At 68.6% G+C, this 15,182-nt stretch carries 6 protein-coding genes, 1 other RNA gene and 3 pseudogenes; 6 read left to right on the plus strand and 4 right to left on the minus strand.

From position 1 onward, the window contains the following. Positions 1-60 precede the first annotated feature (60 nt). Positions 61-672: pseudogene (pdxH, locus tag C0541_RS14560) on the minus strand (pyridoxamine 5'-phosphate oxidase); the annotation flags it as partial. A gap of 329 nt (positions 673-1,001) precedes the next feature. Here pdxH and C0541_RS14565 point away from each other — a divergent pair. The 5 genes from C0541_RS14565 (at position 1,002) to mdtD (ending at position 7,570) form a co-directional block, all read left to right on the plus strand. Then, positions 1,002-1,544 carry a shikimate kinase gene (locus C0541_RS14565; RefSeq protein WP_115049383.1) on the plus strand — a complete coding sequence of 181 codons (543 nt, stop codon included), beginning with the start codon at positions 1,002-1,004 and terminating at the stop codon, positions 1,542-1,544. Next, entirely contained in the window at positions 1,541-2,653 is a 1,113-nt protein-coding gene (gene aroB / locus C0541_RS14570; RefSeq protein ID WP_115049385.1) for a 3-dehydroquinate synthase, read from the plus strand. Before C0541_RS14565 ends, aroB begins: the two co-directional genes overlap by 4 nt. 1,584 nt (positions 2,654-4,237) lie before the next feature. Continuing rightward, positions 4,238-4,489: a WGR domain-containing protein gene (locus tag C0541_RS14575; RefSeq protein ID WP_104533988.1), complete on the plus strand. Its 252-nt coding sequence runs from the start codon at positions 4,238-4,240 to the stop codon at positions 4,487-4,489. A gap of 14 nt (positions 4,490-4,503) precedes the next feature. Continuing rightward, complete coding sequence (gene hemE / locus C0541_RS14580) at positions 4,504-5,568, plus strand: uroporphyrinogen decarboxylase (protein ID WP_115049387.1); 1,065 nt, start codon at positions 4,504-4,506, stop codon at positions 5,566-5,568. A 580-nt stretch (positions 5,569-6,148) separates the two neighbouring features. Then, positions 6,149-7,570 carry a multidrug transporter subunit MdtD gene (gene mdtD / locus C0541_RS14585; RefSeq protein ID WP_115049390.1) on the plus strand — a complete coding sequence of 474 codons (1,422 nt, stop codon included), beginning with the start codon at positions 6,149-6,151 and terminating at the stop codon, positions 7,568-7,570. A gap of 86 nt (positions 7,571-7,656) precedes the next feature. On the opposite strand, the gene C0541_RS14590 is transcribed toward mdtD, so the two are convergent. From C0541_RS14590 to C0541_RS14600, 3 genes and pseudogenes are all read right to left on the minus strand, one after another. Continuing rightward, a complete protein-coding gene (locus tag C0541_RS14590) occupies positions 7,657-11,139 on the minus strand; it encodes a hybrid sensor histidine kinase/response regulator (RefSeq protein WP_161960127.1) in 3,483 nt (1,160 codons plus the stop codon). Between the two features lie 181 nt (positions 11,140-11,320). Then, positions 11,321-11,659 (minus strand): annotated as a pseudogene (locus C0541_RS14595) (response regulator); the annotation flags it as partial. 197 nt (positions 11,660-11,856) lie between these two features. Beyond that, positions 11,857-15,035 (minus strand): annotated as a pseudogene (locus tag C0541_RS14600) (ATP-binding protein); the annotation flags it as partial. A gap of 67 nt (positions 15,036-15,102) precedes the next feature. Between C0541_RS14600 and C0541_RS14605 the strand changes: the two are divergent. Beyond that, a non-coding RNA gene (locus tag C0541_RS14605) (sX9 sRNA) lies at positions 15,103-15,179 on the plus strand. The last annotated feature ends 3 nt before the right edge of the window (positions 15,180-15,182 follow it).

Raw genomic sequence — 15,182 nt, forward strand, 5'->3', positions numbered from 1 at the left:
CCAGCCGCGCATCGGAGGTCGGCTCCGTGCAACCCCGATCCCGCCACCCGGCCGGCGTGCTCACGGATACAGCATCCGCTTGCTCCAGTGGCTGGCCGCATCGGCCTCGTACCGCCAGCGCTCGTGCAGGCGGAACCTGGCGCCATACCAGAACTCGAACGCCTGCGGCACCACCCGGAACCCGCCCCAGCCTTCCGGGCGCGGCACCGCGCGGCCTTCGAAGGTGGCTTCCACCTTGGCGATGGCCGCGTCGAACTCCTCGCGCGAGCCCAGCGTCTGCGACTGCAGCGAGGCCCAGGCGCCGATCTGGCTCATGCGCGGGCGCGAGGCGAAGTAGGCATCGGCCTCCTCTGCGCCAACCAGCTGCACGCCGCCTTCGATGCGCACCTGGATGCCGGCCTCGCGCAGGCTGCGCCACAGGAACAGCAGCGCGGCCTGCGGATGGGTCTGCAGGTCGCGGCCCTTGGCGCTGTCCAGATGGGTGTAGAACACGAACCCGCGCGCATCGAAGGCCTTGAGCAAGACGGTGCGTGCGCTCGGCCGGCCGTCGACGCTGGCGGTGGCCACGGTCATTGCGCTGGCTTCGAGCTCGGCGCCGGCGTGCGCCTCGGCGTACAACGCGGTAAAGGTGGCAAGGGCTTCTGCATACAGATCGGTCATGACGGTGCGAGGGCAGCAAGATTGGCGCCTATTGTGGGCGCATCGCGCCGGCTTCGCCTATGCGCGGCCGCCGACAGCCGCGTGCCCGCCGCCAGGGGCCGCTGCCGACGCCGGGAAAGCACGGCGCGCGGCTGCGCTTGGGCGTCTTCGCGCCGCCGACGCCTGGCCGGCAGGCACTGGCCAGGCGTTGCGCGCAGCCGATCCCCCCAGCCGCCGCGGCCGATCTCCACCCAGCAACGGTGTCGCTGCTGCCGCGCGCAGCCGACGCTCGCCCCGCGGGAATGGTTTCAGTCCATGCCGACCGGCCCGATGCGCGGGCCCGAATGCTACGATCCCTGCGCATGAACCCCGCTCCCAATCTCGTGATGGTCGGCCCGATGGGCGCCGGAAAAAGCTGCATCGGCCGCCGCCTGGCCGAGCGCTTCGGGCTGGAGTTCGTCGATGTGGATCAGGCCATCGTCGAGCAGGTCGGCAGCAGCATCCCGGCCATTTTCGAACAGCACGGCGAAGCGCGATTCCGGCAGCACGAGGTCCAGACCCTGCAGACGCTGCTGGCGCAGGACAACAAGCTGATTTCCACCGGCGGTGGCGCGGTACTGGATCCGCTCAACCGCCAGCGCATCCGCGCGCGCGGGTTCGTGGTGTACCTGCACGTCAGCGTGCCGGCACAGCTCACCCGGCTGGCACGCGACCGCAACCGGCCGTTGTTGCAACGCGCCGACCGCGAGCAGGTGCTGCACGCGATGGCCGCGCAGCGCACCCCGCTGTACCAGGAGGTCGCCGACCTCAGCCTGGAAACCGATCACTTCTCCCCCGCCGAGGCCACCGCGCAGCTGGTGCTGCGCCTGGCCGCGCAATGGCGCATGTCGAGTCCCCCCGCATGACACTTCCCCGTTCCTCGCGCAGCGTCGATGTCGACGGCGCGCAGCCGTACACCATCACCATCGCGCCCGGCCTGCTGGCCGACGGCGCACGCCTGGCCAGCCATGTGCGCGGCCGCCACGTGCTGCTGCTCAGCGACTCGCAGGTGGCCCCGCAGTACGCCGCCGGCGTGCGCAAGGCGTTGTTGCAGGCGCGCCCGGACCTGCAGCTGGGCGAGCTGGTGATCGCCGCCGGCGAAGCCTCCAAGACACTGGACAATTTCGGCGCTGCGATTGCGGCACTGGCCGAGCTGGGCGCCACCCGCGACGCCTGCGTGTTCGCGCTCGGCGGCGGCGTGGTCGGCGACCTGGCCGGGTTTGCTGCTGCCTGCTGGATGCGCGGGGTGGACTGCGTGCAACTGCCCACCAGCCTGCTGGCGATGGTGGATTCCTCGGTGGGCGGCAAGACCGCGGTGGACATCCCGCAGGGCAAGAACCTGGTCGGCGCGTTCCATCCGCCACGCGCGGTGATCGCCGATACCGACACCTTGCACACCCTGCCCGCGCGCGAGCTGCGCGCCGGGCTCGCCGAGGTGATCAAGTACGGCGCCATCCGCGACCCGCTGTTCTTCCAGTGGCTGCATGCCGAACGCCGGACGTTGCTGGAGGGCGATGCCGACGCCCTGGCGCAGGCGATCGCACGCAGCTGCGAGCACAAGGCCGACATCGTGGCGCGCGATCCGCTGGAAAAGGGCGAGCGCGCCCTGCTCAACCTGGGCCACACCTTCGGCCATGCGATCGAGACCGAACAAGGCTACGGCGCGCCTGGCAACGACAACCTCAACCATGGCGAAGCAGTCGCGGTGGGCATGGTGCTGGCCGCGCGGCTGTCGGCTGCGCTGGGCATGAGCGATGCACAGGACACCGAGGCGCTGCGCGCCCTGTTGCGCGACTTCGAGCTGCCCACCGAGATCCCGGCCGGCCTGTCGCCACAGGCCTTGCTGGGGCGCATGCGGCTGGACAAGAAAAATATCGCCGGCCGCCTGCGGCTGGTGCTGTGGCGCGGCATCGGCAAGGCCGAGGTGGTGCCCGACGTCGATGAGGCAGCAGTGCTGGACATCCTCACGGCCTGAGGCCGGCCGGCAACGCAGGCACGAAACGCCGGGAGACCGCACAACGCTGGAAGGCCGCACGCAGCTGCCATAGATCACCCCGACGCTCGCTCTCTGTAGGAGCGCCCTTGGGCGCGATCGGCCTTCCAGATAAATCCCCATCGCGCCCAGGTGCGCTCCTACGCAGTGCCTGCCAGCCNCGAAACGCCGGGAGACCGCACAACGCTGGAAGGCCGCACGCAGCTGCCATAGATCACCCCGACGCTCGCTCTCTGTAGGAGCGCCCTTGGGCGCGATCGGCCTTCCCGATAAATCCCCATCGCGCCCAGGTGCGCTCCTACGCAGTGCCTGCCAGCCGAGTGCCTGCACGGACCAAGTGGAACGTCGCCCACGCAGAGCCCGCTGGCCCGCACGGCCCTCGCCGGCGGGCCAGGCAGGCCAGGCAGGCACGAAACGCCGGGAGACCGCACAACGCTGGAAGGCCGCACGCGGCTGCCCTCGACCACCCCAAGACTCGCTCTCTGTAGGAGCGCCCCCGGGCGCGATGGGCCTTCCCGGTAAATCCCCATCGCGCCCAGGTGCGCTCCTACGCAGTGCCTGCCAGCCGAGCGCCGGCGCGGACCAAGTGGAACGTCGCCCACGCAGAGCCCGCTGGCCCGCACGGCCCTCGCCGGCGGGCTAGGCAGGCCAGGCAGGCGCGAAACGCCGGGAGACCGCACAACGCTGGAAGGCCGTACGCGGCTGCCCTCGATCACCCCAAGACTCGCCCTCTGTAGGAGCGCNTAAATCCCCATCGCGCCCAGGTGCGCTCCTACGCAGTGCCTGCCAGCCGAGCGCCTGCGCGGACCAAGTGGAACGTCGCCCACGCAGAGTCCGCTGGCCTGCACGGCCCTCGCCGGCGGGCCAGGCAGGCGCGAAACGCCGGGAGACCGCACAACGCTGGAAGGCCGCACGCAGCTGCCCTCGACCACCCCAAGACTCGCCCTCTGTAGGAGCGCCCCTGGGCGCGATGGGCCTTCCCGGTAAATCCCCATCGCGCCCAGGTGCGCTCCTACGCAGTGCCTGCCAGCCGAGCGCCTGCGCGGACCAAGTGGAACGTCGCCCACGCAGAGNCCCCATCGCGCCCAGGTGCGCTCCTACGCAGTGCCTGCCAGCCGAGCGCCTGCGCGGACCAAGTGGAACGTCGCCCACGCAGAGTCCGCTGGCCCGCACGGCCCTTGCCGGCGGGTTGAGGCCGACCAGGCAGGCACGAAACGCCGGGAGGCCGCACAACGCTGGAAGGCCGCACGCAGCTGCCCTCGACCACCCCAAGACTCGCCCTCTGTAGGAGCGCCCCCGGGCGCGATGGGCCTTCCCGATAAATCCCCATCGCGCCCAGGTGCGCTCCTACGCANACCCCAAGACTCGCCCTCTGTAGGAGCGCCCCCGGGCGCGATGGGCCTTCCCGATAAATCCCCATCGCGCCCAGGTGCGCTCCTACGCAATGCCTGCGTGCCGATCTTCCCTACCGGTTGCCACCGCTGCCCGCTGGACCTTCGCAGCCGGAGCACGCCAGGGCACCCACCGCCCCCCAGCCTTCAGCACCGCCCGGCTACAATCGGCGCCATGCGCATCCACTTGCAACACGATCCCGGCGGCAACGCGCCGCTCCGCTACGTCCAGCTGACCCTGCAACCGGATCTGTTCGGCGGCTGGGAGCTGCTGCGCGAGAGTGGCGAGATCGGTGGACGCTCGCAGCTGCGACGCGACCAATACCTGCTGCAGGACGAAGCGGACCGCGCCTTCGACAAGGCGCGCGACACCCACCTCAAACGCGGCTTCCAACTCATCACCGGCGGCGCCGACGCGCCGCTTTGAGGACATTTCTCCCCATGCTCAAGAACGATCGCCTGTTGCGCGCCCTGAACCGCCAGCCCGTGGACCGCACCCCCGTATGGCTGATGCGCCAGGCCGGCCGCTACCTGCCGGAGTACCGCGCTACCCGCGCGCGCGCCGGCAGTTTCCTCGGCATGGCCAAGAATCCCGAAATCGCCTGCGAAGTGACGCTGCAGCCGCTGCAACGCTTTCCGCTGGACGCGGCGATCCTGTTCTCCGACATCCTGACCATTCCCGATGCGATGGGCCTGGAGCTGTACTTCGTCGAAGGCGAAGGCCCCAAGTTCCGCCACCCGGTGCGCGATGCCGCCGCGATCCATCGGCTGGGCGTACCGGACATGGAGACCGAGCTGCGTTACGTGATGGATGCGGTGCGCCTGATCCGCCGTGAGCTGGATGGCGCGGTGCCGCTGATCGGCTTCTCCGGCAGCCCGTGGACGCTGGCCTGCTACATGATCGAAGGCGGCGGCAGCAAGGAATACGCGCGCATCAAGGCGATGGCCTTCAATGCGCCGGACGTGCTGCATCACCTGCTCGGCACCGTCACTGATGCCGTGATCGCCTACCTGTCGGCGCAGCGCGCGGCCGGCGCGCAGGCGCTGCAGGTGTTCGACACCTGGGGCGGCGTGCTGTCGCCGGCGATGTACCGCGAGTTCTCGCTGCCCTACCTCACCCGCATCGCGCGCGAGCTGGAACGCGGCGACGGTGCCGAGCGCACCCCGCTGGTGTTGTTCGGCAAGGGCAACGGTGCCTACGTCAGCGAGCTGGCGGCCAGCGGTGCCGAAGCGGTAGGCGTGGACTGGACCATCGCGCTGGCCGACGCCGCCCAGCGCGCCGGCGGCCGCGTCGCGCTGCAGGGCAACCTGGACCCGGCCACCCTGTACGGCTCGCCCGAGGCGATCCGCGCCGAAGTCGGCAAGACCCTGGACAGCTATGCCGAAGGCAATGGCGGCTCGCGCGAAGGCCATGTCTTCAACCTCGGCCACGGCATGTCGCCGGACATGGATCCCGAACACGTGGGCGTGCTGGTGGACGCGGTGCAGACGCTGAGCAAGCGGTAAGGCGCCCCACGACCAACCGCACGTGATGCGCAGCTGGTCGCGACTGGATCCGGCATGAGATGCGGTGTGCGGCGATGCTCCGGACACCGCGGAATGATGGATGGATCGGGGCGCGCACCAGCGCGCCCAATGACCGAAACATCGACTGCCGGTGCGCGGGCAAGCGCCCGCGGCGCACCGCAGCATTCGCGCAAGCGCACGTGATGCGCAGCTGGGCGCGACTGGATCCGGCATGAGATGCGGTGTGCGGCGATGCTCCGGACACCGCGGAATGATGGATGGATCGGGGCGCGTGCCAGCGCGCCCAATGACCGAAACATCGACTGCCGGTGCGCGGGCAAGCGCCTCGGCAGACCGACCCATTCGCGCAAGCGCGCAGAGGGCATGGGCGACGTTGGTCGGCCGCGCGGTGCTGCAGCCATCCGGCATGGCCGTTGATCCAAGAGCCAGGCATTCAAGCTGCGCTTTCGCAGCTGGAGCCGGAGATTCATCAGATCCCCGGGCCACAACGTCGCACGTTTTTCCGAGTCCCTGCACACCGGCATGGGGATAATGTCCGGTCTCTTCGACAGTGGTCGCCATGTCCCAGTCGGTCCCCGCCCCGCGCGCCTACGACACCATCAAGCCGCTGCTGTGGCTGGTGTCGCTGGCGATCTTCATGCAGATGCTGGATGCCACCATCGTCAATACGGCGTTGCCGTCGATGGCGGCCAGCCTGCACGAAAGCCCGCTGCAGATGCAGTCGGTGGTCTTCAGCTATGCGTTGGCGGTGGCGATGTTCATTCCCGCCTCGGGCTGGATTGCCGACCGCTTCGGTACCCGGCGCACCTTCCTGGCGGCGATCATCGTGTTCACGCTGGGCTCGCTGCTGTGCGCGGCCGCGCAACAGCTGCCGCAACTGGTGGCCGCACGCGTGCTGCAAGGCATCGGCGGGGCAATGCTGCTGCCGGTGGGCCGGCTGGCGGTGCTCAAGACCGTGGCGCGCACCGACTTCCTGCGTGCGATGAGCTTCATCGCGATTCCCGCATTGATCGGCCCGCTGATCGGCCCCACGCTGGGCGGCTACCTGGTCGAAGTCGCCTCGTGGCATTGGGTGTTCCTGATCAACCTGCCGATCGGCGTGATTGGTTTCATTGCCGCGCTGAAGATCATGCCCGACCATTACGGCGATGCGCGCCAGCGCTTCGATCTGATCGGCTATCTGATGCTGGCGTTCGGCATGGTGGCGTTGTCGTTGGCGTTGGACGGGATCTCCGAACTCGGCCTGCGCCACGCCTTCGTCATGCTGCTGGCGATCGGCGGGCTCGCTGCGCTGGCCGGTTACTGGCTGCATGCGGCCAGCGCGCCGGCGGCGTTGTTTCCGCTGGCCTTGTTCAAGGTGGCCAGCTTTCGCATCGGCATCCTGGGCAACCTGTTCGCGCGGGTGGGCAGCGGCTCGATGCCGTTCCTGATTCCGCTGTTGTTGCAGGTTGGCCTGGGCATGAGCCCGATGAATGCCGGGCTGATGATGGTGCCGGTGGCATTGGCCGGCATGGCCGCCAAGCGGGCCGCGGTGAAGCTGGTCGGTCGCTTCGGCTACCGCCGCGTGTTGATGCTCAATACCGTGCTGGTGGGCCTGGCGATGGCCAGCTTCGCCTTGATCGATGTCGGCCAGCCGCTAGGGCTGCGGCTGGTGCAGCTGGCGTGCTTTGGCGCGGTGAACTCGCTGCAGTTCACCGTCATGAACACCGTGACCCTGCGCGACCTGGATCGCGAGCAGGCCAGCCCCGGCAACAGCTTGCTGTCGATGGTGATGATGCTGGCCACCGGGTTCGGCGCGGCGGCGGCGGGCAGCCTGCTGGCCGCCTTCAACACGCACCTGGGCGACAGCCACGGCGCCACCGCGGCGCTGCATGCGACCTTCCTGTGCGTCGGTGGCATCACCTTGTCCTCGACGCTGATCTTCTGGCAGCTGGCCGAGACCCGGCCGCATCCCAGGCAGGTGGAGGAAGTGGCCGAGTAGCGATACAGCGATGCGGAATCGACCGGTGCCATGCGGACAAAGGGCGCATGCGCGGTTGGCCGGCGAGCCGGCTGCGGCGGCCGGCGCTATATCTCATCGCGCGGGCGTTCGCGCTGCAGCACCTCGGCGATGGTGTCGGCCAGCATGTCGCCGGTCAGCGGCTTGCGCAGGAAACCGTCGAACCCCGCCTCCTGCGCGGTGGGTTCGGCCTCTTCGTCCGAGCGCGCGGTCACCGCGATCAACGGCATGTCGTAACCGAACACGCGCAGCTGCCGCGCCAGCGCGAAGCCGTCCAGCCCGGGTAGATCCAGGTCCAGCAAGGCCAGGTCGAAGGTGTTGTCGGCCGCTTCGGTCAGCGCGGCCAGCCCGTGCGGCGCATGCACCACCGAGTGGCCTTGCGAGCGCAGCAGGCCCACGATGACCTCGGCGATGGTGGGTTCGTCTTCCACCAGCAGAATGCGCTGCGTGGCGGCCATGCCACCGGCGCGCGCCACCTCGCCGCCGAGCGTGGCATTGGAGGCGACCCAGCGCAGCGGCAGATCGACCACGAAGCGCGTGCCGGCACCGAGCCGGCTGATCACCTCGATATGCCCGCCCATGGCCATCGCCAGTTCCTGGCAGATGGCCAGGCCCAGGCCGCTGCCGCCGTAGCGCGAGGCGGTCCTGGCGCCGTCGCCTTGCTCGAAGCGCTGGAACAGGCGCGCTTTCTGGTCGGCATTGATGCCCGGCCCGGTATCGGCCACCTCGAAACGCAGTCCTTGATACGAGCCCAGGGTGGTCAGCTTGAGCGCGACCACGCCGCGCTCGGTGAACTTGATCGCATTGCTGAGCAGGTTGAGCAGGATCTGGCGGATGCGGGTGACATCGCCGCTGGCGGTGATGTCGCCGAGCAGCCCGACTTCCAGGCTGAAACGCAGGCCGCGCTCCTGCGCCAGTGGCGCCATCAGGCCTTCCACCTCGGCCACCAGCTGGCGGACCGAGAAGGGCTCCAGGTCCAGTTCCAGGCGTCCGGATTCGATCCGCGCCAGATCCAGCGCATCGTTGACCAGGCGCAGCAGATGCGCGCCGGCGCGACGGATCGATTCGGTGTAGCTGCGCTGCCTGTTGTCCAGCGAGGTCTTGAGCAACAGCTCGCTCATGCCCAGCACGCCGGTCATCGGGGTACGCACCTCGTGGCCGAGCGTGGCCAGGAAACGCGTCTTGGCCAACGACGCCTGCTCGGCCAGTTCCTGCTTGTGCACCGCCAGTTGCCAGGCATTCAAGCGCCGCAGGCGGCGGCGATACAGCAGCACCGCCGCGGCAACGATGCACAGGGCGAGCACGCCCAGCAGGACCAGCCCCCATGGAGCGAGCCACCACGGCGGCAATACCTGGAAATGCAGCGTCTGGCTGGCCGACCAGATCCCGTCGGCGGTACGCCCCTGGACTTCCAGCGTGTAATGCCCTGCGGGCAGCCGCGAAAACAGCCGCTCGCCACTGGGTCCGACATCGATCCAGTCCGGGTCGTAGCCACTCAGGCGGAAGCGGTAGCTGTTGGACTCCGAATCGGCCAGGCTGAGCAGGCGCGCGACGATGTGCAGGTCGCGATCGTCGTCCTGCATCGTCAACGGCTCTTGCCCGGTGATGTCCAGGCCGCGCTCCCCGCGCCGCAAGCCCACGCGTTCGATGATCAACGGCGGCCGGCGCGTGCTGGGGCGCATCGTGGCCGGATCGAACACCACCACCCCGTCGGGCGATGCAGCCACGATCCGCCCGCTGCCGGCCTGCACCAGGGTATTGATCTGCAGCTGCTGGTTGGGAAGGCCATCGTGCACCCCATACACACGCACCAGGCGGCTGCCGGGATCGATCCGGATCAGGCCGCGCTGGCTGGACACCCAGGCCACTCCCCGGGCGTCGACCACCAGGCCGTTGGGCGCCACCATCGGAAACTCCTGCGCGTTTCCGACGGTATCCAGGTGCTTGAGACGCTTTCCGTCCCACAGATAGCGCCGGATCTCGCCCGCCAGCCCGATCCAGACCACGCCGCCCTCGCCAAGCCGGAACAGGTAGGTCGGCAGGGACGGCGCGCCGTCGACGGGGACGAAGCGGTCGGCAGCAGGGTCCCAGCGCCGCAGGCCGGCGTTGTTGCTCAGCCAGATCTGACCATCCGGGCCAAGCCGGATGTCCAGGATGGTCAACACCTCCAGTCCATGGCTGCCACTGACGATGGTGCGCAGCAGCTGCCCCTGCTGGTCGCGGATTTGCAGGCCGTATTCCAGCACGGTCACCCACAGCCGGCCCTGCGCGTCCTCTGCCATCCAGCCCGGTCGGTCTGCGGAACCGTCGGGATCGGGCTCGGCATCTTCACGCAACTGCCAGCGTCTGACTTGCCGGGTCCGCGGGTCGTAGCGGATCAGCTTGCCTGCGACGCCGATCCAGACCAGCCCACGCCGGCTTTCGAGCATGGAATCGGGCGAACGGGTGTCGAGCTGGGCCAGATGCGTCTGCAGCTGGCCGGTCGCCGCATCCAGATACTCCAGCACATTCCGCGAGCCAGCCAGCCAGACGCCGCCCGCGGCCGAAGACGCCGTCGCCAGCACCGACGGATTGGTCAGCGACTTGGGATCGTTGGCGTGGTGGGCCAGTACCGCAAAGGTGTCCCAATGCGGAGGCAGATGCCACAGGCCGCCTTCGAGCGCCGCAAACCACAGCCCGCCCTCGCGATCTTCGTAGGCCGCGATCCAGTTGCGCCTGACCAGGCCGTGTGCCGCCAGGCTGTAGACCGGCACGCTGCTGATCTCGGTCCCTGCGGTGGACAGGCCCAGGCCGCTGTCGGTGTCCAGCCAGTAGCGCCCGCTGCGATCGTGCAGCAACACCCCCAAGACCCGCCGCTTGCCCTCGGCGTTCTGCCATGGCTGGGGCCGCACCTGGCCGGCGGCGTCCACGCCAAACGCATCGCCGACCACATCCGATACCCACAAGGTGTCGCCGCTGCGTTCCATGTACAGCCGATTGACCGCCTGCGTGGTTCCGGGCAGCGCCACCCGCTGGAAGTGCGCGCCGTCCCAGCGCGCCAGCCCGCCATGGGTGCCGATCCACAAGGTTCCGTCGGGCGCGACCGCGAACCCGATCACGCTGTCGGACGGCAGGCTGGTCGGGTCGCCGGGCACGTTGGAGAACCGCTGCATGCTGCCGTCGGGACGTCGCCGGTACAGTCCGTGGGCAGCGGTGCCTAGCCAGACATCGCCGTTCGGCGTGTTGGCCAGCGCCCAGACCGTGATTTCGCGCAGCTCCGGAAACTGCGGGTTCTCCAGCCGCCTGAACGTGCGTGTCTTGGACTCCAGAAAGCCGGCACCGCCGTTCTCGAACCCCATCCACACCCGATTGTCGCGATCGACGCAGAGGGTCCAGATCGCGTTGCTGGCCAGCCCTTCTTCCATCCGCCAGATGCGGTAGTTGCGGCCATCGAATCTGGCCAAACCATCATCGCTGGCGATCCAGAGGTAGCCCTGCTGGTCTTCGGCAAGCTCACTGACGGTGTCCGAGGGCAGCCCGTCGGCAACCGTGATCTGGCTGGGGACCGGCATGAGCAGTGCGCGCGAGGTCGCCCGCGCGGGCTGCACCGCGGCGCACAGCCACAGCAACACCGCCACGATCAACCAACAGGAACAACACGAAAAAAAGCGCACTGGACAGGTTTCACGACAAGTCGCCGCATAGTGCGGGCCGCACGCGGTGCGGGCAAGCCCGGACGCGCCTGCCGCGTGCTCATGCGTTCCCACTCCACACCGGTTCCTCGACCGGCTGCACCCGGGCCGCGCGCGCCTGCCGCGCGGCCGCGATCGCTTCGACCAACAGGTCGGCGGTGACCGGCTTGCGCAGAAATCCATCGAAGCCTGCGGCCTGCGCCTGGGTCTGGGCATCGCTGTCGGCGCGTGCGGTCACCGCCAGCAGCGGGAACGCATGGCCAAGCTGACGCAGCTGCGATGCCAGCGCGAAACCGTCCAGGCCGGGCAGATCCAGATCCAGCAACGCGACATCGAAGCCGCCATCGACAGCCTCCGACAATGCAGCCAACCCGTGCGCGGCAGGGCAAGATCTTCGCCCAGCTGTGGCATGTGGGCCGCATGTCGCATACCTCGCTGCAGCCCGATGGCGCCGATCCGGTGAGCGCAAGCACTGTCTCTTATACACATCTAGATGTNTGCGCTTGACCGTCTCAAGCCTGTACCGTGCCATCGCTCGCCGACATCGCGGCCTGAACAATGCTGTCTATAATACACATCTAGATGTGTATAAGAGACAGGGATGCGCAGGGACTCACCGGCAACCGCATGCACCTCGCCACCGCCGGGGCGCGTGCCGGAGCGGTCGATCGGCAGCGGCAGATCCACGGTGAACTGGGTGCCGACGCCGATCCGGCTGCGTACCCGGATCTGGCCCTTCATCGCCACGGTCAGCTCCTGGCAGATGGCCAACCCCAGACCGCTGCCGCCATAGCGCGAGCTGGTACGTGCGCCTTCGCCCTGCTCGAAGCGCTGGAACAGGCGCTTCTGCTGCTCCGGCCCGATCCCCGGCCCGGAATCGCGCACCTTGAAGCGCAGCAGTCCGGCATGCTGGCTGACGGTCAGGGAGACCTCGCCGCGTTCGGAGAACTTGATCGCATTGCCGAGCAGGTTGATCAGGATCTGGCGTACCCGCGTCGCATCGCCCAGCACGACCAGCGGCGCAGGCAGTTGATTGCGATAGTGGAAGCGCAATCCGCGCGCTTCGCTGATCGGATGCATGAAGTCTGCCAGCTCCTGGGTCAGCTGCCCCGGGTCGAACGGCTGCTGCACCAGTTCCAGTTTGCCCGCTTCGATACGTGCCAGATCCAGCGCATCGTTGACCAACCGCAGCAGATGTGCGCCCGCTTTGCGGATCGCATCGACGTGACTGCGCTGCCTGGCATCCAGCGGTGTGGCCAGCAGGAGTTCGCTCATGCCGAGCACACCGGTCATCGGCGTGCGTACCTCGTGCCCCAGCGTCGCCAGGAAATGTGACTTGGCAAGCGATGCCTGCTCGGCGAGTTGCTGCCGCTGTTGCGCCAGCACCCATTGCTGCTGCCGCCGCGCGCGTCGCCGCCATCCCCATACGCCCAGGCAGAACAGCAACGCGCACAGCGCTGCGGCGACCAGGCGCGCCGCGCTACTCAGCCACCACGGCGGGCGCACTTCCAGCTGCAGCGTCGGCGCGACGACCCAGTCGCCGTCGCCGGTCCGCGCCTGCACTTGGACGCGGTAGTCGCCCGGCGGCAGGCGCGAGATCACCCGCTCGCCGCTGGCGCCCTGCTCCACCCAACGTTCGTCGTAGCCATCGATGCGGTACCGATAATGCGCGGCGGCCGGATCGATGAACGACAGCAATCGCGCACTGATGCGCAGATCGCGGTCGCGCGCCTGCAGCACCACCGGCCGGTTGTGCGCAATCGGCTGCGAGCGTTCGGCATCGTTGCGCCGCACCTGCACCGATTCGATCACCAGGCGCGCCGGTGGCGCCGGAGCGAACGGCCGCGCCGGATCGAACAGCACCAGGCCGCTCGTGGTCAGCGCCAGCACCTGCCCGTTTGGTCCGGTGACTGGCGGACGCATCGAAAATTCGTTGTCCGGCAGGCCACCGCGCTGGCCGAACATGCGCACCTGGGGCTTGCCGCGCGTGTAGGCGAACAGACCCCGCGCGGTCGTCGCCCACACCGTGTCCGTGCCGCCCAGGGCCCTGTCTCTTATACACATNATGTGTATAAGAGACAGCTGGCCGGCAGACCGTGCTCGCGCCCGACCCGCTCCAGCAGGCGCGCCTGCCGGCCATCCCAGTGATAGCGCTCCAGCGCACCCGGGCGCCCGACCCAGAACTCCTGCGGCGATACGAACGCCAGCGCGTAGACCTCGTGACTGGCATCGCCGATCACCTGCCGAAAGCGCTCGCCCTGCCAGACCCACAGCCCATCACCGGCTGCAACCCACGCCGAGCCATCGGGCCGTATCAGCAGTTGCTGCACCATGCCGCCAACCTCACTGAGATCGGTACCGAAATGGAACGTTGCCAGCAGCCGCCCGTCCGCCGCACGCCGCTGCACGCCGCCCTCCACGATCGACAGCCAGAATTCGCCACCGATACCCGGCGCCATCAGCTCCACCCGGTGGGTATCGGAGGTACCGAACCCCATCGCGAGCTTGCGTGTCTCCCCGGTTTTCGGGGTGTAGCGGACCACGCTCTCGCGCAGCGCGACCCACAGACTGCCGTCGCCGGTCGGCAGCACCGATTGCACCGTACCGCCGCCCAACACCTCGCTCTGCACCACAGGGACCACCTCGCCCTGGTCGCCGACCCGGTAGATCCCTTCGCCGGTGGTCACCAGGAAACTGTCGCCATCGGCGGCAGCGTTGACCAGGTACAAGCTTTCCAGCGGCTTGCCCTGCGTCTCGAAAATCGTGGAAAAGCGTCGCCAGTCCGGTGGCAGGTACGCCACGCCCTGGGAAATCATCCCGAGCCATAGTCCTCCCTGGCGGTCCTGCATGACATCGAGCACACCGCTATGGGCGGTGAGAAAGCCGCTGCCGCGATCGCCTTCCAGGACACGCAGCCTGGTTTCGCCAGGTGCAACCCGGAAAAACCCGTCGGCCGCGCCCACCCAATAGCCACCATGCACATCGTGCACCACGGTGCCGGCACGGACGCCGGCAGATCCGCCCCAGGGCGCAGGCTCCAGCACGCCGGCGGGCGTCACTCGGTACAGGCCCTTGCTACTGCCTACCCACAGCGTGCCGTCAGGATCCTTGCTCAGCTTGAAAACCGTGCTGCTCAGCCGGTCCGGCGCAATGCGCACGAAGCGCTCACCATCGCGCATCACCAGGCCGCTGGCGGTGCCTATCCATAGCCGGCCGCGCGCATCGGTCAGCATGCTCATGATGGTGTCGCTGGGAAGTCCGTCCGGCGCATCCGGCGTTGCGCGGAAGACCGTCACCCGGCCATTTTCCTCGCGTCGGCACAGGCCGCCGCCGCTGCCGCCGACCCAGATTGCGCCCTGCGCCTGCGCCAGCGACCAGACCTGCCCGGCGCAGGCCTCGGACACCGCAGGAAACGTCGCAAAGGCCGCACGCCCTGTGTCGAGCATGGTGAGCGGCGAACCATTGATGCCCAGCCAGACCCTGTCGCGATCGTCGACAAACAGCGTTTCGACCTCGTTGCCGGGAATCGAGCCTGCGCTGCGCGGATCATGCTGCCAGACCTGCAAGCCGATGCCGTCATAGCGTGCCAGGCCGTCGCTGGTGGCTGCCCAGACATAGCCTTGCCCGTCCTGCGCCAAGGCCAGCACCATGCGCGAAGGCAAGCCTTCGGCCGCCCCGAACCGGCGCATGCGCGGGGTCTCGATCTGATTCACCGCTGCTGCATCGGCGCCAAGCAGCAACAGCACGAGTGCAAACGGCAGCAGCACGTTTTTCATGTTCATCCCTGTCCCCATCGCCAGCTGCGCGGCCGCCAGACGAGCACGGACGGTGCTCGGCGTCGGCATGTACCAATCGTACACTCCGGCTCCGGGTGCGCCGGCCGCACCCGCCTGACAACCGCGCGCCAGCTTGTGGTGGCCGCG

It is taken from the genome of Xanthomonas arboricola, from assembly GCF_003353015.1.
GTDB classification, from domain to species: domain Bacteria; phylum Pseudomonadota; class Gammaproteobacteria; order Xanthomonadales; family Xanthomonadaceae; genus Xanthomonas; species Xanthomonas arboricola_E.

Bases quoted from the DNA above. Each gene is read 5' to 3' on its own strand.
- C0541_RS14565 (WP_115049383.1), top strand. From the start codon at position 1,002: ATGAACCCCGCTCCCAATCTCGTGATGGTCGGCCCGATGGGCGCCGGA.
- aroB (WP_115049385.1), top strand. From the start codon at position 1,541: ATGACACTTCCCCGTTCCTCGCGCAGCGTCGATGTCGACGGCGCGCAG.
- C0541_RS14575 (WP_104533988.1), top strand. From the start codon at position 4,238: ATGCGCATCCACTTGCAACACGATCCCGGCGGCAACGCGCCGCTCCGC.
- hemE (WP_115049387.1), top strand. From the start codon at position 4,504: ATGCTCAAGAACGATCGCCTGTTGCGCGCCCTGAACCGCCAGCCCGTG.
- mdtD (WP_115049390.1), top strand. From the start codon at position 6,149: ATGTCCCAGTCGGTCCCCGCCCCGCGCGCCTACGACACCATCAAGCCG.
- C0541_RS14590 (WP_161960127.1), bottom strand. From the start codon at position 11,139: ATGCCGGTCCCCAGCCAGATCACGGTTGCCGACGGGCTGCCCTCGGAC.